The sequence below is a fragment of the Shewanella sp. UCD-FRSSP16_17 genome, assembly GCF_001675935.1.
Classification (GTDB): domain Bacteria; phylum Pseudomonadota; class Gammaproteobacteria; order Enterobacterales; family Shewanellaceae; genus Shewanella; species Shewanella japonica.
In genome coordinates, this window is record NZ_LZFV01000013.1 from 274,928 (window position 1) to 295,374 (window position 20,447).

General features: G+C 39.4%; 19 protein-coding genes. 8 read left to right on the forward strand and 11 right to left on the reverse strand.

The annotated features are described in order from the left end of the window. The first annotated feature begins 253 nt into the window (after nt 1-253). Complete coding sequence (locus A9267_RS10280; RefSeq protein WP_055026350.1) at nt 254-1,195, forward strand: LysR family transcriptional regulator; 942 nt, start codon at nt 254-256, stop codon at nt 1,193-1,195. A 641-nt stretch (nt 1,196-1,836) separates the two neighbouring features. Here the strand turns inward: A9267_RS10280 and A9267_RS10285 are convergent. The 8 genes from A9267_RS10285 to A9267_RS10320 form a co-directional block, all read right to left on the reverse strand. Next, a complete protein-coding gene (locus A9267_RS10285) occupies nt 1,837-3,684 on the reverse strand; it encodes a DUF885 domain-containing protein (RefSeq protein ID WP_065109079.1) in 1,848 nt (615 codons plus the stop codon). Between the two features lie 530 nt (nt 3,685-4,214). Next, nucleotides 4,215-5,354, reverse strand: a complete 1,140-nt coding sequence (gene hemW, locus A9267_RS10290; protein WP_065109080.1) for a radical SAM family heme chaperone HemW — start codon at nt 5,352-5,354, stop codon at nt 4,215-4,217. A gap of 5 nt (nt 5,355-5,359) precedes the next feature. Next, nucleotides 5,360-5,956, reverse strand: a complete 597-nt coding sequence (rdgB, locus tag A9267_RS10295) for an RdgB/HAM1 family non-canonical purine NTP pyrophosphatase (RefSeq protein ID WP_055026347.1) — start codon at nt 5,954-5,956, stop codon at nt 5,360-5,362. Between the two features lie 180 nt (nt 5,957-6,136). After that, nucleotides 6,137-6,571 carry a DUF4426 domain-containing protein gene (locus A9267_RS10300; RefSeq protein WP_055026346.1) on the reverse strand — a complete coding sequence of 145 codons (435 nt, stop codon included), beginning with the start codon at nt 6,569-6,571 and terminating at the stop codon, nt 6,137-6,139. A 198-nt stretch (nt 6,572-6,769) separates the two neighbouring features. Then, a complete protein-coding gene (yggU, locus tag A9267_RS10305; RefSeq protein WP_065109081.1) occupies nt 6,770-7,063 on the reverse strand; it encodes a DUF167 family protein YggU in 294 nt (97 codons plus the stop codon). 140 nt (nt 7,064-7,203) lie between these two features. After that, nucleotides 7,204-7,752: a YggT family protein gene (locus A9267_RS10310; RefSeq protein ID WP_065109082.1), complete on the reverse strand. Its 549-nt coding sequence runs from the start codon at nt 7,750-7,752 to the stop codon at nt 7,204-7,206. A 175-nt stretch (nt 7,753-7,927) separates the two neighbouring features. Continuing rightward, the gene (proC, locus tag A9267_RS10315) at nt 7,928-8,746 is read right to left on the reverse strand and encodes a pyrroline-5-carboxylate reductase (RefSeq protein WP_065109083.1); all 819 of its coding nucleotides are present in this window, start codon (nt 8,744-8,746) and stop codon (nt 7,928-7,930) included. 210 nt (nt 8,747-8,956) lie between these two features. Beyond that, entirely contained in the window at nt 8,957-9,646 is a 690-nt protein-coding gene (locus tag A9267_RS10320) for a YggS family pyridoxal phosphate-dependent enzyme (protein WP_065109084.1), read from the reverse strand. Nucleotides 9,647-9,681: 35 nt separating this feature from the next. Between A9267_RS10320 and A9267_RS10325 the strand changes: the two genes are divergently transcribed. The 4 genes from A9267_RS10325 to hemH all read left to right on the forward strand — a co-directional run bounded on the left by A9267_RS10325 (nt 9,682) and on the right by hemH (nt 13,760). After that, nucleotides 9,682-10,719, forward strand: a complete 1,038-nt coding sequence (locus tag A9267_RS10325; RefSeq protein WP_055026341.1) for a type IV pilus twitching motility protein PilT — start codon at nt 9,682-9,684, stop codon at nt 10,717-10,719. Nucleotides 10,720-10,731: 12 nt separating this feature from the next. Then, entirely contained in the window at nt 10,732-11,844 is a 1,113-nt protein-coding gene (locus tag A9267_RS10330; protein WP_065109085.1) for a PilT/PilU family type 4a pilus ATPase, read from the forward strand. 210 nt (nt 11,845-12,054) lie between these two features. Further along, nucleotides 12,055-12,597 (forward strand): glutathione peroxidase, encoded by a 543-nt coding sequence (locus A9267_RS10335; RefSeq protein WP_055026339.1) that lies wholly within the window; start codon nt 12,055-12,057, stop codon nt 12,595-12,597. Nucleotides 12,598-12,746: 149 nt separating this feature from the next. After that, nucleotides 12,747-13,760, forward strand: coding sequence for a ferrochelatase (gene hemH / locus A9267_RS10340; protein ID WP_065109086.1), 1,014 nt, complete (start codon nt 12,747-12,749; stop codon nt 13,758-13,760). A gap of 151 nt (nt 13,761-13,911) precedes the next feature. Here hemH and ruvX read toward each other — a convergent pair whose 3' ends face one another. The 3 genes from ruvX to yciH form a co-directional block, all read right to left on the reverse strand. After that, a complete protein-coding gene (ruvX, locus tag A9267_RS10345) occupies nt 13,912-14,340 on the reverse strand; it encodes a Holliday junction resolvase RuvX (RefSeq protein WP_055026337.1) in 429 nt (142 codons plus the stop codon). A gap of 67 nt (nt 14,341-14,407) precedes the next feature. Continuing rightward, entirely contained in the window at nt 14,408-14,968 is a 561-nt protein-coding gene (locus A9267_RS10350) for a YqgE/AlgH family protein (protein ID WP_065109087.1), read from the reverse strand. Between the two features lie 94 nt (nt 14,969-15,062). After that, on the reverse strand, nt 15,063-15,392 hold the full coding sequence (yciH, locus tag A9267_RS10355; RefSeq protein WP_065109088.1) for a stress response translation initiation inhibitor YciH: 330 nt from the start codon (nt 15,390-15,392) through the stop codon (nt 15,063-15,065). A gap of 284 nt (nt 15,393-15,676) precedes the next feature. Here yciH and A9267_RS10360 point away from each other — a divergent pair, with 284 nt between their 5' ends. The 3 genes from A9267_RS10360 (at nt 15,677) to A9267_RS10370 (ending at nt 20,397) form a co-directional block, all read left to right on the forward strand. Then, nucleotides 15,677-16,237, forward strand: a complete 561-nt coding sequence (locus A9267_RS10360; protein ID WP_055026334.1) for a DUF4136 domain-containing protein — start codon at nt 15,677-15,679, stop codon at nt 16,235-16,237. Nucleotides 16,238-16,544: 307 nt separating this feature from the next. Continuing rightward, nucleotides 16,545-17,039, forward strand: coding sequence for a transcription/translation regulatory transformer protein RfaH (gene rfaH, locus A9267_RS10365; protein WP_065109089.1), 495 nt, complete (start codon nt 16,545-16,547; stop codon nt 17,037-17,039). Between the two features lie 616 nt (nt 17,040-17,655). After that, nucleotides 17,656-20,397 carry an SLBB domain-containing protein gene (locus A9267_RS10370; RefSeq protein WP_065109090.1) on the forward strand — a complete coding sequence of 914 codons (2,742 nt, stop codon included), beginning with the start codon at nt 17,656-17,658 and terminating at the stop codon, nt 20,395-20,397. The last annotated feature ends 50 nt before the right edge of the window (nt 20,398-20,447 follow it).

The following is a 20,447-nucleotide window of genomic DNA, read 5'->3' on the forward strand; positions in this document are numbered from 1 at the left end:
GCCATTTATAGTTTTTTTGGTATACTCCTAAAATTATAAAACTGAATTGCTAACCTATTAACTTATTGTTTTAGTTTTGGTTGGTTATTCAAGATAACGGATTATCTGTATTTAATTTCTTTTTTGGTGTTCTGTGTATTATTTTTACACTGCATTCCTGACTGATTTTTGCTCAGTTTTGTTTCGGGCAAGTTACAGTTATTTGCATACCAAAAACTATTTTTAATGTCGTAAACAGCGTAAGGCGACTCCAATGTTAGAACTGTTAGAACCTATTGCTATTTTTACTCATGTTGCCCGTGCTGGTAGTTTCAGCGCTGCAGCGAGAAGACTGAGTATATCTAAATCCAAAGTAAGTACTCAGGTTGCTGATCTTGAACATAAACTTGGGGTTCAACTTATTCAACGTACTACACGTAGTTTGAGTCTTACTGAGGCCGGGAACTTACTTTATATCCAAGGTGAAGAGCTGCTAAGAGATGCAGAGCAAGCCGTGGCGAGTGTGCACAATCTTAATGATGCTACTCGTGGTGTATTGAAAGTAGGTATTTCGCAGTCGTTCGGTACTATGCATATTATCCCTGCATTACCTGAGTTTATGGCTAAACACCCTGAGTTAGAGCTACAGGTTAGCTTATTGGATCATAAGGTTGACGTGGTCAGCGAAGGGTTAGATTTACTATTAACTATGTCTGAGCAATTACCTTTGGGCATGGTGGCACGTCCTTTAATGAAGTGTCAGTTCCTTTTAGCTGCATCACCTGAGTATATTGCTCAACATGGCACAATTTCTCGCCCAGAACAGTTAGTTGATCATAACTGTCTTGTATATCAAGGTGAGTGGCATGAACACAGTATGTGGCAGTTCAAGAAAGGTGAAGATTACTGTGAGATCGGTGTTTCTGGTAACTTCCGTGTTGATAATGCACCTGCACTTAAATCCGCCGCTGTCAGCGGCTTAGGCATTGCGTATCTTGCAAGTTACCTCATGGAAGACGAAATTGAGCAAGGGACTTTAGTTCCTTTACTACCTGATTGGCAGTTAACCAATAACTTACCACTTCAAGCGGTTTACCCTCGTCGTAAACATCTTGCACCAAAAGTCAGCGCATTCATTGACTTTATTAAGGGGCACATTGGTAGCACGCCATACTGGGATGCTAAATTTGATCACTTATACAAATTACGTAAATAAATACGCATATAAGGGTTAAATTACGTAAGAATATATGGAAACATTGTTCGAAATTTAAAATAAAGCCGCTCATTATTGTGCGGCTTTTTTATTTTTCATTAAAAAACAGGTGGTTAATTGTTTGTGTTTGAAAAATGTACAGTGTATTTTTTGTTTTGTAGCTAAAACAATTTAAACGGTACGACTTGAACTATGTTCTTAAATCAATACAATAGATTTCAGTTGATTCGGAATGGTTTGAGTCACGCATCTTGTTGAGAAATGACCCCTTTTCATCAAAATGTGCAAACCAGCAACTTCGCAAGTTTTGAATCACTGCTGGCAACGGTTTTAAAATTAGAACAATGCCGGCTTTGAAACCATCATCCTAGTTTATATTGGTTTACCCCAGACTTTGTGCTGGGGTTATTTTTATCTAAAATAACCTAGCTACAGTGTTAGGGTGTTGATTTCAAATAGTCTTACTTTGTTACATTAGCTGCTAATGTGAGATTGAGTGACTAGATTCTTCCTATATTCCTAACCCAGAATATAAAGCTATCTATTTATTCAGCCAACGGCTTGAATGTGAATTAGATAATATAAAAAAGCCACTGATATCAGTGGCTTTTTTGTCTTGAAAGAAAGCAGTCAGCGAGTTGTTACTTACTGGCATTTACCCAGTCAGTTACTTTCGCTTCTAATACTTCTAGCGGTACAGGGCCATTTTCTAGGATCAGTGTGTGGAATTGGCGAATATCAAATTTATCACCCAATTGCTTTTTAGCATCTTCACGTAGTTCTAGAATTTTTATCATACCAACTTTGTATGCCGTTGCTTGTCCTGGCATTACAATATGGCGTTCTACCATTTTGATAGCGTCAGATTCCGCATTAGGTGTATTGTCCACATAGTATTGAATACCTTGTTCACGCGTCCACTTTTTAGAGTGAATACCCGTATCAACGACTAAACGACAAGCTCGCCATAATTCCATTGCTAAGCGACCAAAGTCAGAGTAAGGATCGGCATACAAGCCCATTTCTTTAGGGAAGTACTCAGTGTATAAGCCCCAACCTTCGATATATGCAGTATAGCCACCGTATTTTCTGAACTTCGGAATGCCTTCTAGTTCTTGAGCAATAGCAATTTGCATATGGTGACCAGGAATACCTTCATGGTAAGCCAATGCTTCCATTTGATAAGTTGGCATGGCCTTCATATCGTATAAGTTTGCGTAGTAGGTACCAGGGCGAGAGCCATCAGGTGCAGGTGCATCATAAAACGCTTTACCTGCAGATTTCTCACGGAAGGCTTCGACTTGTTTTACGATTAGTTTAGCTTTTGGTTTGATGTTAAAGACTTCATCAAGGCGTGACTCCATGTTGTCGATAAGATCTTTAGCTTCAGTCATGTAGCGAGTTTTACCTTCTGCTGTATCAGGGTAGTAAAACTGATCATCATCACGCATGAAGGCCATAAACTCTTGCAAGTTACCGTCAAATTTCACCTTTTTCATAATTGCACGCATTTCGTCATGAATACGAGCGACTTCCGCTAAGCCTAGCTTGTGGATAGTTTCTGAGGTCATGTCAGTGGTAGTCACACGACTTAAACGCATATTAAAAAAGTCATCACCTTCAGGTAGCTTCCAGACACCATCACGTGTATCAGCTTTTTTCTCAAGCTCATTAAGGTAGGCGATAAGGTTGGTATATGCTGGTTGAACACTGGTCAGTAATGCTTGTTTAGCATCTGCAAGTAGCTCATCTTTTTTCGCTTGTGGTGCATCTAATGCGGCAACCTTTTTATTAATATCAGCCCATAGCGTGCTTTTTTCTTCAATATCGCTAAAAGGAGCACCAGTAATGATATTTTGGCTGTCAGATATGACATAAGGGAATACAAACTTAGGTGCGATAATCCCTTTATCAGCACGAAGTTTTAAACCTTCGACGAGTTGTTCACTGGCAAGCTTAACGCCGTTTAAACGACTGATGTAGGCTTCTGCATCGCTTACACTGGCAACTTGGTGTTGATTGATTAAGAAGGTCGCAATGAAGGTATGGCTACCGTACATTTGATTGACTGGGTAAGTATGGTGGCGCCATTTATCATCAGCGATATCTTGCTCTAAACCTTGCTTCATTAGCTTGTAGCTTAGTGCAGTTTGTTCATCGAGTTTGCTAACATCTATGCTATCTAGTTGTGCTAAGTGCTTTTTGGCACGAGCTAAGTCTTCGTCTTGCGCCTTTTCACTAAAATCACCCCATTTGTCGTAATCTTTTTTAATACGCATATAGGTTTGAGAGATAGGGCTAGACATGACATTTTCCATGAAAATGTTTTCAAATAGCTCATTGGCTTTTTCTGATTCAGTGGTCGCTTTTTTAGTTGATTCAGTTGGGCTCATTACCGTTTGTCCGTGAGTTCCATGAGCGATAACTGAAGTCGATAAAAGGCTTGATAGGGCTACGGCTATAAGTGTCGTTTTTGTTTTTAGTCGCATAAAATGTCCGTTAACTTAGTGAAATAGAGTCAATATTAGGGCCTGTTGATCTTTGCTGGTTAACTTTTGTTCGAAATAAAAGCGTTTTAATTGAGGCGGATGGATTGATGCCTAGTCATCTAAGCAAAATTCATCCAACAAAGAGTAAAACGCTTTTACTCGACCCCTTTGGGCAGCGTTTGTTGGCCATTTTTACTGCGTTATTGACTTTTTATGTAGAATAACTACACCACAAAGTCTCTTCCTTGCATAAATGGTCAACAATTCGCTGCAAAAACAACCTTGAAAGAGCAACAGGCCCTAGCAATATTGATAGTTATCCTAATAGAGCAGGATAAAAAAGGGTAAAGTGAAATGTTAGCAATTGTGTATTAATTGTTGCTGAATGCGATCAAGAGGGATTTAGCGTGCTTTCGTCATGATCTATAAAAGTAATAATGGAATAAAAAAGCCACTAATTGTAGTTGTAGTGGCTTTAATATGTGCAGCTTTGAGAACAGCTGTATTGTTACAGGAATAGGTTAGTGAAGCTAGTCGATAAATTGCGACAAAAGATCATTCACGAACATATGCCCTTTGGTGGTTAATTGCCAATGCGTACTAGAGTCAGTTAATAAACCACGTTCGATAGACTTTTTCATTCCATCATTAAGCACTGTATGAGATAACCCTGTTCGCTGTTCAAACTCTGCTTTTGGAATAGGGGTCATTAAACGGAGCCTATTCATTAAGTATTCCAGAGCCCTATCTTCATGCTCGACAACGCTCGTCTCAAAGGTAAAGTTATCAGTCGCTAAATACCCTTTAGGGTGTTTAATCTTTACGGTGCGGATAATCGTATCTTGTTGGACTTGGGTGATTTTACCGTGTGCGCCACAACCGATACCCAGATAGTCCCCAAATTGCCAATAGTTAAGATTATGTCTGCACTGAAAACCTGGTTTGGCGTAAGCTGAAATCTCATATTGCTCGTAACCTAACTGTGCTAATTTCTTTTGCCCTTGCTCATAGATATGCCAAAGGTTTTCGTCATCAGGTAGTTGTGGTGGCTTCGAGTGAAATAGCGTATTGGGCTCAATAGTTAATTGATACCAAGAAAGATGAGGCGGCATTAAGTTGGCCGCCGTATCAATGTCTGCCATAGCTTCATCAAAACTTTGATTGGGTAAGCCGTGCATAAGATCTAAATTAAAGCTTTGATAACCTGCATTTGACGCCGTATTTGCAGCAGTAACGGCTTCATTTTCATCATGAATACGGCCAAGTAAATTGAGTTTATCTTTTGAAAAGCTTTGAACACCTATGGATAAACGAGTCACTCCAGCTGCTTGATAGGCGGCAAAGTCATCATGTTCTAAGGTGCCAGGATTCGCTTCCATTGTGATTTCAATATCGTCTTCAAACCCTATTTGAGATTTAGCGCCCTCAAGAATACGTTTGATTTGCGAAGCCTCAAATAATGATGGCGTGCCACCGCCAATAAAAATGCTATGAAGCTTACGGCCTTGCACGTAATGTAAGTCTAGAGATAAATCGGCTAATAGCGCATCGACATATTGCTGCTGCGGTAACTCACCATGTTGCCCATGGGAATTAAAATCACAATAAGGACATTTTTGTACACACCAAGGGATGTGAATATAAAGACTTAACGGAGGAAGCGTCAGCATACTAATTAAATAATTCCTTTCGCTTTTAATGCATCTACTAGCAAATCCAAGGCTAAGCCACGGTGGCTTAATTGATTTTTTTGCTCGCTAGTCAGTTCTGCTGCTGAACAGTCAAAACCATGCGGAATAAATACAGGATCGTAGCCATGACCTTGTTCGCCTTGTGGCGCAATACTAATTTGTCCTTCCCATGCAGCTTGACAAACGATAGGGGTTGGATCTTTTGCATGACGCATATAAACCAGTACACATTGAAAACGTGCATTGCGGTTTGATTGACCCTCAAGAGCATTGAGTAATTTTAAGTATCTGTCTTTTTCTGTAGCGTTTTCACCGCCATATCTTGCTGAGTATATTCCAGGTGCACCTTGCAATGCATCCACCTCAAGACCAGAGTCATCAGCAATGGCTGGCTTGCCAGTCACTTCGGCGGCATGCCTTGCTTTGATAATGGCGTTTTCGATGAAAGTTGTTCCTGTTTCTGCCACTTCTGGTACGTTAAATTGGTTCTGCGGTAAAACTTGAATGTTGAATTTAGCCAACATTTGATCGAACTCTTTAAGCTTACCTTTGTTGCCACTGGCTAAGACAATCTGTTGCATGAAAAGACCTTGATAAGAAAAATTTTGCTAATGATACCTAAGGGCACAAATGATAGATAGTTTGAATCAAGAGAGTAACGCTTTGGAAAAATTATTTATCCATTGACCAAATGAATTAAAGCCAATACTGAAGGGTATTGGCTTTAATTCATATCTGACTGTTATTGGGGCTCCGCCTAACTATTCAACATAGAATTTTTGTTTGAACTTGACTGAAGTATTGAGTTTATTGCCATATTTTATGGCTATGTTGAAATTAATTTCTTGATCGTCGCGGTAAGGAACTTGCGCAATGTAATAAATGGCTTTGCCTTCTTTTATTTCTTTAAAATCAAGCGTGATTCTTGCATCAAGTAAGTTGTTAGCTATCCCTGATATCTCAACTGCAACAGGTGGGTTGCCTTCTTGGCTGGTATCTAACACTGCAATATTAACAATGCCATTGTAATTGCTTCGTTCAATACCATAGGTTTTGGCAATACTAGGCGTGATAAAGGTGCTGCTTAACGCCATGTAGTGAATATCAAAATTTCCGACTTGCTGTTTTTGCTCAGCAAAAGCATGACTTATTACGGTAAGGCTGAGTAACAAGCTCAATAAAATTGTTCGCAACATAACTAACGTCCTCAATTAACTTATGTGTTTACTGACTGAACAGCTTGCAAGCACATAAGCTTAACAATAATCTTTATTTTATAAGTATAGAGAATTTTCCCTTCGCCGACCTTATTTTAATCGTTTCGAAATGTAAGGTGCTGATTATATTGTGCATGTTGTAGATACAAAATGATAAGTACAAAAGCTGAAATGAGCTTAACTCAAAAGGGCGGATATTGCCTCTGGTAGCTGTTTTGGTTGGATTATTTTGACTTGTTTGTGGCGCCCTTGAAGTCCTTTTAGCAGCATTACATCCGATTTACTGACTTTAAAGGATTTAGCGAGATACTTGATTAAATGTTGATTGGCTTTACCGTCAACAGGTGGCGCCGTAATTGCGATTTTTAACTCATGGCCATGCAAGCCAACGATAGTATCTCTGCTAGCTTTTGGTTGAACATAAAGGTTCAGCAGCAAATCATCTTGCTGCTGAGTAATGGCCTTATTAATGCTATAGCCCTTTAATTAATGATAGCCCTTTAATTAATGATAGCCCTTTAATTATTAACTGATAAGTCGTTACAAACATTGCTTAAGTATTGCTGACTATATTAAGCAAAGGTGCTAAGTACATATAAGCATGAGTGCCTTTACACTATGTTCCAATATGGAATGTATTGCGCAAATAAGATATTGATAAAGTTCATTGCAATCAGAACAATCATGACTGATAAATCAAGACCACCCATTGGAGGCAATATTTTACGTACCGGGCGTAAAAATGGCTCTGTAAGTTGATCCATTACCATCACAATAGGGTTATGCCCTTGATTGAACCAGCTTAACAATGCACGAATAATCAATACCCAGAAAAGCAGCATTCCAGCTTCTTTTATTACCGATACTGCTGACAAGATGATGAGTGAAACGGCATCGATTTTAAAATCGACCAATAGGCCTAGTGTGACAAATTTGAGCACAACCACTAAAAATGCCAGTGCAATTGAAGCAGTGTCAATACTACCAATTGAAGGTAAAACGCGGCGCATTGGAGCAATAATAGGTTGTGTCGCTTTAACTACAAACTGGCTAAAAGGATTGTAGAAGTCTGCTCTGGCGAGTTGTAACCAAAAGCGTAAAATGACCACCATTAAATAGAGGTCAAAGATGGTGGTGACCAGAAATTGCATTGCATTCATTTTGTTGAGCCCTGTTGTTACAATTTTTAAATAGCTGATATAACTCGTTTAGCAGTAAATCACGTTAATAAGTCATCAATTAATAAAGCCTATTATCGGATTTCTTACTGAATATTGCCTTAATACGTTACCAAACGTAATGGAATATCATCAGTTTGGCTGAAACAGCATTAATTTAAAACGTTTTTGCCATTTCTTCTGCGCGTTTTTTGCAGTTTGTCATAGCTTGGTCGACTAAACCCCGTAAGTTTCCTTGCTCAAAAGTGTCAACTGCTTGAGCGGTTGTCCCACCTTTTGAAGTGACATTAGTGCGTAACTCTTCAAGTGATAGCTGTGGGTTTTGAACCACCATTTGAGCAGCCCCTAAAGCAGCTTGCTGGGCAAGCTCGCGCGCAGTGACTTCATCTAGACCCGTTTTAACGCCGTGCTGAATCATAGATTCAATAAATAAGAAGAAGTAAGCAGGTGAACTACCAGCAAGTGCGATGACCTGATTTAACTCATCTTCTTGTTTTACCCAAACTGTTTTACCACCGCTTTGCATTAAGGTTTCACATATTTGTTTGTCAGCAGCTGAAATAGATTCATCAGCAAAGAGTCCTGTCATGCCAGCACCAATTTGAGTTGGGGTATTTGGCATGGTGCGGACGAGTTTAATGGGTTGTTTAAAGTAATCTTGGTAGCGAGATGCTGGAATACCTGCCGCGATAGTAATCATTAACTTACTTGATAAATCTAGGTGGCTCATTTGCTCACAAACCATTTGCATTAATTGCGGTTTCACACTGAGCACAATCACATCAGCTGCTTGAGCTGCAGCAATATTGTCATGAGACACTTGGATGCCAAAATCAGCTTTTAACGCATCGAGCTTTCCCACACTTGGGTTAGTTGCATGCACAAGCTCTGCAGGATATCCATTTGAAATCAGTCCGCTAATAATTGAACGAGGCATATTTCCTGCGCCAATAAAACAGATTTTTGCTTGAGTCATAAATTAAGATCGCTTTTATTGTAGGGTGAGTCGTGGTTAATGTGTTTACAGATAATGCGTTATTGGTATTCATACGACATTTCTAAATACGGTTAAATAATATATTTGGGTGCAAGTGACTTTTTACAAGTCACTAGAGGTTAAAAAATATTCATAACTTATACGCATTTAATCGTACTAAAGGAGCCTAAGATGAAACGGCAACCTTTTTTATTTTCTAGAGCCAAAAATGGCGGTTCCAATTCTTACCATGGTAGAACCATGAGCGATGGCTACGGCTAAGTCATTGCTCATTCCCATCGACAGTGTATCGACCGTTGGATAATCATTTTGCAGTTGATGGTAAAGCGCTTGAAGCTTGGTAAATTCCGCTTTTTGCATATTAATGTCATCTGTAGCCGTTGGAATTGCCATCAAGCCACGCAAAGTTAGGTTTGGAAGTTGACTGATGGCATTTGCTAATGCGTTTATTTCACTGGCTTGCAGTCCAGACTTAGTGTCTTCATTACTGATATTGACTTGAATACATATTTGCAAAGGAGCTTTGGTTGCTGGCCGCTGCTCATTTAATCGTTTAGCGATTTTTTCTCGACTCACAGTGTGCATCCAATCAAAGTGTTCAGCAACAATCCGTGATTTATTTGATTGAAGCGGGCCAATAAAATGCCACACTATATCTGCGTAGTCTTGCTTAAGTGCAATGACTTTTTCTTCACCTTCTTGGACGTAGTTTTCACCAAAACAACGCTGGCCAGCTTCATAGGCGGCAATAATATCTGAAATAGGTTTTGTCTTACTTACTGCAAGCAAAGTGACTTCTTCACTGTTACGTGAACAATTTTGCGCCGCTTGAGCAATTTGGCTCTGGGCGATTGATATTCGGTCTGCTATTGTTGTCATATTGTTTTTATTTGTTTAAATGGATGTCATTGACCATGGAAATAACTGAGTTACTTGCCTTTAGTGTAAAACACAATGCCTCGGATCTACACCTTTCAGCAGGTGTTTCGCCGATGATTCGAGTTGATGGTGAAGTCAGAAAGATTAATCTACCTGCCTTAGACCACCAAGCAGTTCATGGTCTGGTGTATGACATCATGAATGATAAGCAACGTAAGGACTATGAAGAACATCTAGAAATCGATTTCTCATTTGAAGTGCCTAACTTAGCTCGTTTTCGTGTGAATGCTTATAACCAATCTCGTGGTGCTGGTGCGGTATTTCGTACCATTCCAAGTGATATTTTATCATTAGAGCAATTAGGCGCACCTGAAATCTTTAAGAAGATTTCGAGTTTTCCTCGTGGGCTTGTATTGGTTACAGGGCCTACTGGTTCGGGTAAATCAACCACATTGGCTGCGATGGTCGATTATATTAATAATGAACGTCATGATCACATATTAACTATTGAAGACCCAATAGAATTCGTTCACCAAAACAAACAATGTTTGGTCAACCAACGTGAAGTACACAAGCATACCCATAGTTTTGAAGCGGCGCTTCGAAGTGCACTTCGTGAAGATCCTGATGTCATTCTTGTTGGTGAGATGCGTGACCTTGAAACCATTCGCTTAGCAATGACAGCAGCAGAAACCGGTCATTTAGTATTTGGCACCTTGCATACAACTTCAGCGGCTAAAACCGTTGACCGTATTGTGGATGTATTCCCAGCGGGTGAGAAAGACATGGTACGTACTATGTTATCTGAATCATTACAGGCAGTAATTTCGCAAACCTTGATTAAGAAAGTCGGTGGTGGCCGAGTCGCTGCCCATGAAATTATGATGGGCACACCCGCGATTAGAAACCTAATTCGTGAAGATAAAGTCGCGCAAATGTACTCTGCTATTCAAACCGGTATGGCGCACGGAATGCAAACACTTGAGCAATGCTTACAAAACTTAGTTAACCGTGGCTTAATTAGCCGTGATGATGCGATGTCTAAAAGCTCAAATAAACAAGCTAACTTTTAAGGGATAAAGCAGATGGATGTTCGTCCTTTTTTAAAGGTCATGGTAGACCGTAAAGCATCAGATTTATTTGTTACCGCGGGATTTCCGCCAAGTGCAAAAATTGATGGTGAATTAAGACCGTTATCAGAAAGCAGTTTTACGCCTGAGCAGTCGTTAGATTTCGTAGAGTCTTTAATGACTGATTTGCAAAAACAAGAGTTTCATGAATCTCGCGAATGTAACTTTGCTTTTGCGGCTAAAGAATTAGGCCGTTTTCGTGTTAGTGCTTTTTGGCAACGTGAATCACCTGGTTGTGTGATGCGCCGTATTGAAACAAAAATCCCAGAAGTTGAAGATTTAAAGCTACCGCCCATTTTAAAAGATTTGGTCATGAGTAAACGTGGTCTGATTATTATGGTCGGTGGTACCGGTACTGGTAAATCAACCTCGTTGGCATCGCTTGTTGGTTATCGTAATTCACATGCTCGAGGTCATATTTTAACGATTGAAGACCCAGTGGAATTTGTGCATGACCATCGCAAAAGCATTATTACTCAGCGAGAAGTCGGTATAGACACTGACTCTTTTGATGCTGCGCTTAAAAGCTCACTTCGTCAGGCGCCAGATGTTATTTTGATTGGTGAAATTCGAACTCAAGAAACCATGGAGTTTGCGCTGTCATTTGCTGAAACGGGTCACTTATGTATGGCAACACTCCATGCTAACAATGCTAACCAAGCGTTAGACCGTATTATGCATTTAGTGCCGGAAAATAAGCATAACCAACTCTTATTCGATTTGTCGCTAAACTTACGTGGCATTGTCGCTCAGCAGCTTGTGCCTAAATCAGATGGCTCTGGGCGTCGCGCTGCTATTGAAGTGTTAATCAACACGCCTCGTGTGGCGAGTTTGATTGCAAAAAATGAGCTGCATTTACTCAAAGAAACCATGAGTAAGTCACGAGAGCAGGGCATGCAGACTTTTGACCAAGCGTTATTGGATTTATACTTGGAAAAAGAAATCAGCTATGCAGATGCGCTGCATCATGCTGATTCTCCAAACGATTTACGCCTAATGATAAAACTGCAAAATAATGAGAGTAGCAGTTCTGGCATTATGGATGGTGTCACGTTAGACATGGATTAGTTGAACGCTGAATGCCTGTCAGTGATTCATAATATGAAACCAAGGTAAGCTATCGTTTACTTTGGTTTTTTTGTTTTAAATTTAGCTAAAATGTTTTCAACAAATGTTGAACCTTCAGCAGGTTTATACCGTATTGGCATAACAAGATTCATGCTAACTTCTTACCATCAAGGTATTGTAAAAAATTAAAGAATTTCAAAAGGGAATATTATGAAAAACAAATTATTAATAACAAGCCTGCTAGCATCTACTACATTACTTAGCGGCGTTACTTTTGCTAATTCTTGCCCAGACTATTTAAATGTAGAAGCGCGCAAGTTGCACTCTGAAGAAACGGTTGATTTATGTGAATTAACTCAAGGAAAGCCGGTGCTTATTGTGAACACGGCCAGTAATTGTGGTTTTACCCCTCAATTTGAAGCATTAGAAGCGGTTCACAAACAATATCAGGATGACCTCGTCGTGATTGGCTTTCCATCAGATGACTTTTTTCAAGAAGAAGATGATGAAGCAAAAACTGCAGATGTGTGCTTTTTAAACTATGGCGTGACTTTTACTATGGTGTCGACATCGGCAGTTAGGGGGAATGATGTTAATTCTGTGTTTGCCTATTTAGGTGACAAAACCGCAGCACCTAAATGGAATTTTTACAAATACTTAGTCAGTGCAGATGGCGAAAGTGTGCAGCAATTCAACTCTCGAGTAAAACCGGATAGCGAAGAGATGAAAAAAGCGATAGAGTCTGTTTTATAAATTTTCATTGCTATTGAAACTATTTGTTTACAGTTTGATTACGCTGCTAAGGAATCAATAACTGTGTTAGTTAATAGCCTCTAAAATTCACCATATTGTTGTTTGAACCTCAGCAACAAAGTGGTGAATGACTTTTTTCGGAGATAGTTTTGTATAAATTTTCTGGTTTAAGTAAAGAAGACGGTCACAAGTCTCGCGGTAAGACTGGCGTTTTATTAATGAACTTGGGGACGCCAGATGAACCAACCCCTTCTGCAGTAAGACGCTATCTTGCTGAGTTTTTATCAGATCCACGTGTTGTCGAAATTCCGAAATTAGTATGGATGATCATCTTACACGGGATTATTTTACGTGTTCGCCCTGCTAAGTCAGCGGCGCTTTACAAAGAAGTTTGGACAGACGAAGGCTCTCCTTTAATGGATATCAGTTTGCGTCAACAGCAAAAGTTAGCCAAATTATTTGAAGATAACGATGTTGATGCCTCAGTTCATTTAGCGATGCGATATGGTAACCCCTCAACGCCATCTGTACTGCAAAAAATGCACAAGGATGGAATTGATAGAGTAATTGTATTGCCGCTATATCCTCAATATGCAGCACCAACAACCGCTTCAGCATTTGATGCTATTGCAAAAGAGTTATGCAAATGGCGCTACATTCCTGCACTGCATTTCATTAATACATACCATGACGATCCGACTTTTATTGATGCCTTAGCTGAATCAATTCAAGCTGATTTCGATGCTAACGGAAAACCTGAAAAATTAGTATTGTCATATCATGGAATGCCAGAGCGTAATTTACATTTAGGCGATCCATATTATTGCTTTTGTGTAAAAACAACGCGATTAGTGGTAGAAAAGCTAGGCTTAGACGAGAAAGAATACGTTATGACTTTCCAGTCTCGTTTTGGTAAAGCGAAATGGCTACAGCCTTATACTGACGCAACAATGGAAGCATTACCTAAAGACGGAGTTAATGATATCGCTGTCGTGTGCCCTGCGTTTAGTGCCGATTGCTTAGAAACCTTAGAAGAAATTAAAGGCGAAAATCGTGAAGTCTTCGAAGAGGCGGGAGGTAAGAAGTTCCGCTATATTGAGTGTTTGAATGACAATGATGCCCATATTAATATGATGGCGAACTTGGTTAAGCCATACCTATAATTGTCCGTTATAAGTAAATTAAAGGAGCCGTTTGGCTCCTTTATTGTTTCTGTTTCTGTTGCTATTGCATTGTTTTACTATTTTGACGGTCTTTTAAAGCAGACAACATTAATCTGAGTCCTGATTTTCAAATTATTAGTTTTCAGCAATATTAGTTTTCGAGAAACTGGTTTTCAAAATAGCTTTCGATGATTAACACGGCCGATACCGCATCAACTTGACCTTTTGTTAGCTTTTTATAACCACCGAGTTCGAACAAACGAGCTTTGGCATCGGTAGTGGTTAAGCGCTCATCCTGGGTGACGACTTTAATACCAAAACGGCCACTGACTCTGTTAGCAAATTTCCGTGCCCGTTGAGTCATTTCCTGCTCTGTTCCGTCCATGTTTAACGGTAACCCGACAACAATAAAGTCAGGTTTCCATTCTTTGATAACTGCTTCTATTTCATCCCAATTAGGAATACCGTCGTTAGCTTTGATGGCTGACACGGGGGCGGCGCTTGCTGTGACTTCTTGTCCGACAGCAACACCGATACTTTTGGTACCAAAGTCAAAACCTAAAACGGTTTTTGATTGCATATAAATCAATGCCTTATAATAGTATTAAAATAATGTTCAACATTTAGCTAAACAATTGTGGCGAGTATTATGAATGACCAACTTGCGAAGAGATTTGCCAAATATCAAATCCGAGCTTTTTAGTTGCCTCTGCCCATAATGCTTCATGATCTTGGCAAAATAGTAACTCTGATGTGGCGGGTATCGTCAACCAGGTGTTTTCAACAAGTTCTTGTTCAAGCTGATCTTTACTCCAACCAGAGTAACCTAATGCCACAACAAATTGTGATGGTGACTCATTAGTGCCAAGGGCATTGAGTACGTCACGTGAAGTGGTAAGCATACAAAAGTCGCTTATCGCCTCACTATTGACCCATTGTTCTTGTGGTGTATGTAATACGAAACCTCTGTCTGTATCGACAGGGCCACCTAACAATACCGGTCCTTCTAAATCCAAACTCAGTTCGGACTCTTTGGTTAGCCCTATTTGATCGAGTAACTCATCAATTACAATATTGGTAGGGCGGTTAATCATCACGCCCATTGCACCTTTATCGTTATGTTCACAAATATAGATAACAGAACGTTCAAAGAAGGTATCTTCTAATGACGGCATAGCAATTAAAAGGTGACCTTGTAAGCTATCCATAAGTTTTCCTTTCACAAATTAAAATAGAATGCGGTAATCGTTTTAAAAAATAAAAGCTATACCTTAAATTTGTAAATTAAGGTTATTGAGGTCTCTAACCTCCAGCAAGCTTCACCGTGTAATTTTGTTTCTCTAACAGTAACTTGATTTTTTCTCTATCGTCAGTTTGTACTTCGATATCGAATCCTTTTACTGTTCCGCCACAGCCACATTGCTTTTTTAGCTTCTGAGCTAGCGCTTTAAGCGCTTTAGCATCAAGCCCTAAGCCTTTAATTACACTTACGCCTTTTCCTTTACGTCCTTTACTGTCTTTATGTATGCGGACAATCCCATCACCTTGAGGAATTACTTCTTCTTGTTTGGGCTGGTCTATTTTGCCGCCATCAGTGCTATAAACTAATGATATGTTTGGATCGATTCTCATATTAAACAGAAGTCATTGGGTGTTAATACCAGTTTAGCAAACTAAATCAGGACGCTAAAGCTCCTTCGTTTGCCGCTTTAGGATAAATTGACTTGATACTAGCTAAATTGTTTATCAGTAAAACGATGGAAAGCCTAAGCGTTGCATTTAGCTTGTGTAGACACATTTTGTTTATATTATCGGTTGATGATTAAGACTTACCTAGGTAAGCTAAATATTAATCATGAATCCATCTTACATCGTAAATGAAACAAGCCTTTAGCTCGTTATCGTTTGGAGACACTATGAAAAAGCTTTTCGTTGCCGCAGCTGTTTTAGCATTAAGTGCATGTAGTACATTAAAAACGAACTCTGATTATGATCCAGCAGTTTCGTTCGACCAATACAAAAGTTTTGCTTGGGTAGAAAAGAAAACTGAAGACAGCACATACCATCTTGATGGTTTGATGGATCAACGTGTTAGAGATGCAGTGAATAACCAGCTGACTCAAAAAGGCTTATCTAAGGTAGACGTTGAAAACGCCGATATACTTGTTAACTACCTTACCAAAGTGGATAAAAAGATTAACGTTGACACATTCAACACCAGTTATGGCTATTACCCATATTATGGGCGTCGTGGCTGGGGCGGTGCAGGTATCAATACGCAAACAACAGTTCGCGAATATGAAGTTGGCACGTTAATTATCGATTTTGTTGATAAAGAAACTGGCAAGCTGGTTTGGCGTGGCAGTGTTGCAGATACGATTCGCGATCAAAATACGCCTGAAGAACGCGTAGAAATTATCAATCATGCGATAGGGCAAGTGATGTTGAATTTTCCGCCAAAGCCAGAGAGTAACTAATTTTAACGGTATTTAGTTTAGCATTTTATCTCTGCTAGATTTTGATAGAAATCTAGTAAGGCATTGTATTAGATATTGTTAAGCCACCTGATATTTGAGGTGGCTTTTTTGTTTGCATTTCGTTTTATTTAAAATTGAATGCAATTTGGAATGTGCGTTTACATAGCGGCAAAGTATTTTTTTGTATCAAAACTCACCAAATAGGAGCATAAAAGCCAAAAGACATTTCTTTACATTACCAGCTTTGCTAAAATCTGCAGCTTGGTGATAAAGGAAGTCACCACTGGATGAATGAAGAGTAATTAAGATGAAGTCATGGTATTTGTTATATTGTAAACCACGTAATGAGAGACGTGCGCAACAAAATTTAGCCATGCAACAAATTGAAAGTTATTTACCTGTCATTCAAGAAGAGAAAACATCTCAAGGAAAAACCAAGCTTGTTGAAGTGCCGCTATTCCCTTGTTATTTATTTATCTATTTTGATCCTACAGAAGTGAGCGTTAGCCGCATTCACTCAACTCGTGGTGCGTCAAGGATAATTGGTTGTCGTGAAGATATGACAGCAATTGATGACAGGATCATTCAAGGTATTAAAAATAGAGTAAAACAACACAAGCCGGATATCGATAAAGGTTTGCAACACGGCGATAAAGTTAAGTTTACTGACGGGCCGTTTGTGGATTTAGAAGCGATTTTTGAAGAGAAAAATGCCGAAAAGCGCTGTTTCGTTTTATTTAATATTATGGGGCAGCAAAAGCGCATGTCAGTAGAAGAAGCGAGTATTAAAAAAGTGCTTTAGAGGCTGTTTATGTGAATGAGTGAGCAAATAGATTTTAAAGCTTTAGCCGGGTGAGATATTGACAATTTTTCTTGTAAGACATTCGCTATTGTTTTGGCCTGCATTTTAACGATGTAAGATATTGGTTGGTGTTTTGTTTGTTATTTTGAATGAGTGTGATTAGCAGAAAGGTAGCAACATCCGATTTAGTGAATGATGCTATCAATAAGTCCATTAGAGTCATTTGAATTTTTCAACTAACAAACAACATAGAATAAGATATAGTACATTTCGAAATTGAGATGACTTACTAAAAAGAACTAGTACAAAATGGTTGTTTTAGTCAGTTGTTTTTTACAAATATGAATATCGAATTTTCGATGGGCACTATAGAAGCCGTAATCTATGGGCGGTAGCGTGTCCGAAGGACATCGAATGAATAATTTCATTCGTTTAGCGAAAGCCGAAGGCCTCTGGCCGCCACGCGGGTCGGTAGCGTGTCCGAAGGACATCGAATGAATAATTTCATTCGTTTAGTGAAAGCCGAAGGCCTCTGGCCGCCACGTGGGTCGGTAGCGTGTCTTAAATACAATATGTTTGAAGATAAATTGTTCGTCTTAACTTGGAGATTTATAAGGTGTTTCAAAAAGCTAAAAGTTTAGCCATTGCCGCAGTGAGCGCTGTAATACTATTCAGTTTACCTACACAAGCGGTGACTCCGTCTCCACAAATGATTGAACAATTTAAATCATTACCTGCATCAGAACAGCAACGACTGGCAAAACAATATGGTATAGATACTTCTGTATTAAATGGAAGTGCTGGCCAAAGCACTGGCATTTCTGCTCCGTCACAGGTTCCAAGCAGGGATGTTGCAAAGCCTACTAAAGAAAAAGACGTTGAGTTAGATTTTGAGCAGGATAGTAAAAAGACTGAGCTCGCTTTTTTTGGTTATGACATGTTTGCCGGCGAGCCAATGACTTTTTCTCCTGTGTCTGATGTTCCTGTTCCGAGTGATTATTTAGTCGGTCCTGGAGATACAGTTAATGTTCAACTCTACGGAAAAGATAACCGTGAATATACACTGACTATTGGGCGTGATGGGACGATCCAATTTCCTGAGTTAGGTCCTATATCAGTGGTCGGATTAACCTTTGTCGAATTACGCGAGTATTTAAGTGAGCGTATTAGCAAGCAGATGATTGGTATTGAATCTAACATTACCATGGGCGAGCTTCGTTCAATTCGTATCTTTATTGCTGGTGATGCATACAAACCTGGAGCATATACGGTATCAAGTTTGTCGACTATTACTCAGGCTCTGTTCGTTGCAGGCGGTGTCAATGAAATTGGTAGTTTAAGAAATATCCAAGTTAAGCGTAAAGGTAAACTGATTGCCACATTTGACTTATATGACTTACTGCTAAATGGCGATGCATCAAAAGATATTAACCTTCGTTCTGGTGACGTGGTATTTATACCTTCTGTTGGCGGTCGCGTAAGCGTTACTGGCGAGATAAGAAGACCTGCTGTATACGAAATTAAGTCAAATGAAACCATTAATGACGTTATCAAAATGGCTGCTGGAGTTAACCCTGGTGCATACCCTAGAAGAAGCAGTATTGAACGTTATAATCAAAATGGATTAAAAACTATCGTTAATGTTGATTTAACGTCAGAAAAAGCAAAGCAAAAACAAGCTAAACCGGGCGACTTTATAAGAGTTAAAAGTGCATCTACCCAGTATGAAGATGCCATTACTTTAGTTGGTGCTGTGGTAAGGCCTGGAAAGTATCAATGGTTCCAAGGACAAAAGATTAATGATTTAATTCCAACCATTTGGGGGGATTTAGCGATCTCAGCAGATTTGAACTATGGACTTGTAATTCGCGAAGTGGATAAATTTGGCAAAATCGAAGTTCACCAGTTCTCCCCAGGTAAAGCAATTGCTCAACAAGATGTAACGCAAAACATCACCTTAAATGCTAGAGATAAAGTGATTGTGTTCAATCATGATGACTCTTCTGTTAATCGATATGAATTAAATAAATTGGTATTGAATCGCGCAAAAAAAATCAAACAATTAAGTAGTGACTCCTTAATTGGAACTGATTTATTTAAAGCGGGCTTCAAATCTATGAATGTGAATAAGCAATCTTCAGTGTTAGGTAAAACTGACATCGGTGGTGTGGTTATGCCGGGAGCGGTTGCTGAATTAGACGAGGAAGAGAAGCTTGTTGGAGACGAAGTCTCAAAAATGTTATCGAATTTATTTGAAGACAGAGACCTTATTAAACTCAGCTCGTCTTTAAGTCGCCAAGAGTTATTATTCCCAATAATTACCAAGTTATCTTTGCAAAGTGGTGTATCAGAAAAAGTTAACGTTATTGCTGTTACTGGTAAGGTTAAACACTCTGGTATTTATCCATTAAGTGTTGGTGCAAGAGTCAGTGATTTAATTACTTCTGCAGGGGGGTTAGTTGAAGGGGCATATACGGCTCGTGCGGAATTAACCCGTACTGAAACGGATACTAGCATTTCTGATATACAGCATTTACATATTAATGTTGGCAACGCTATTAATGGAGTCGCTGAAGATAACTTAGCACTTGAAGGTAGAGATATGCTGGTTGTGCTAACAACACCTGAATGGCAAGAGCGTAAGTCTGTTGAAATTCGAGGTGAAGTAAGATTTCCCGGTGTGTACAACATTCGCCGTGGCGAAACATTAGCTGATGTAATGAAACGTGCCGGAGGCTTTACTGATTATGCATTCCCGCAAGCTTCAGTTTTTGTGCGTGAATCGGTTAGAAAGCAAGAACAGCTAGAAATAAAGAAGTTAGCTGATCAACTCCGTCGTGATATTGCAACTCGTGGTGTTTCAAAAGATGGCACTGTCGTAAATTATTCAGAAGCGCAGTTGATGCTAACTGATCTTGAAAACATCCAAGCTCTGGGTCGTTTAGTGGTTGATTTAAATGCTATTCAAGTCGGTATTGAGCAAGCAGATTTACAATTAGAAGATAAAGATGTGCTTTATGTACCGACAGTGAAGCAGATTGTCTCTGTGATGGGTGAAGTGCAGCATCCGGCAACACATAGATTTAAAGAAGGTATGACATTGAATCAGTATCTATCAATGTCAGGTGGTTCTCGCGAACGTGGTGACGAGGATAGAACTTACATTATAAAAGCTGATGGTTCGGTTATGATGCCAGAACAGAATTTCTGGTTTAGTAAAACGGCCTCAATATCAGCAGGTGATACAGTCATTGTGCCGCTTGATACTGAGTATAAAGATAACCTAACGCTATGGACTCAGGTAACGCAAATTATCTATAACAGCGCTGTTGCACTTGCTACCATCTCAGGTTTATAACGGCTGAGTACTTTTGGAAATGTAAAAATACATGTAACCCAAATAAGGTA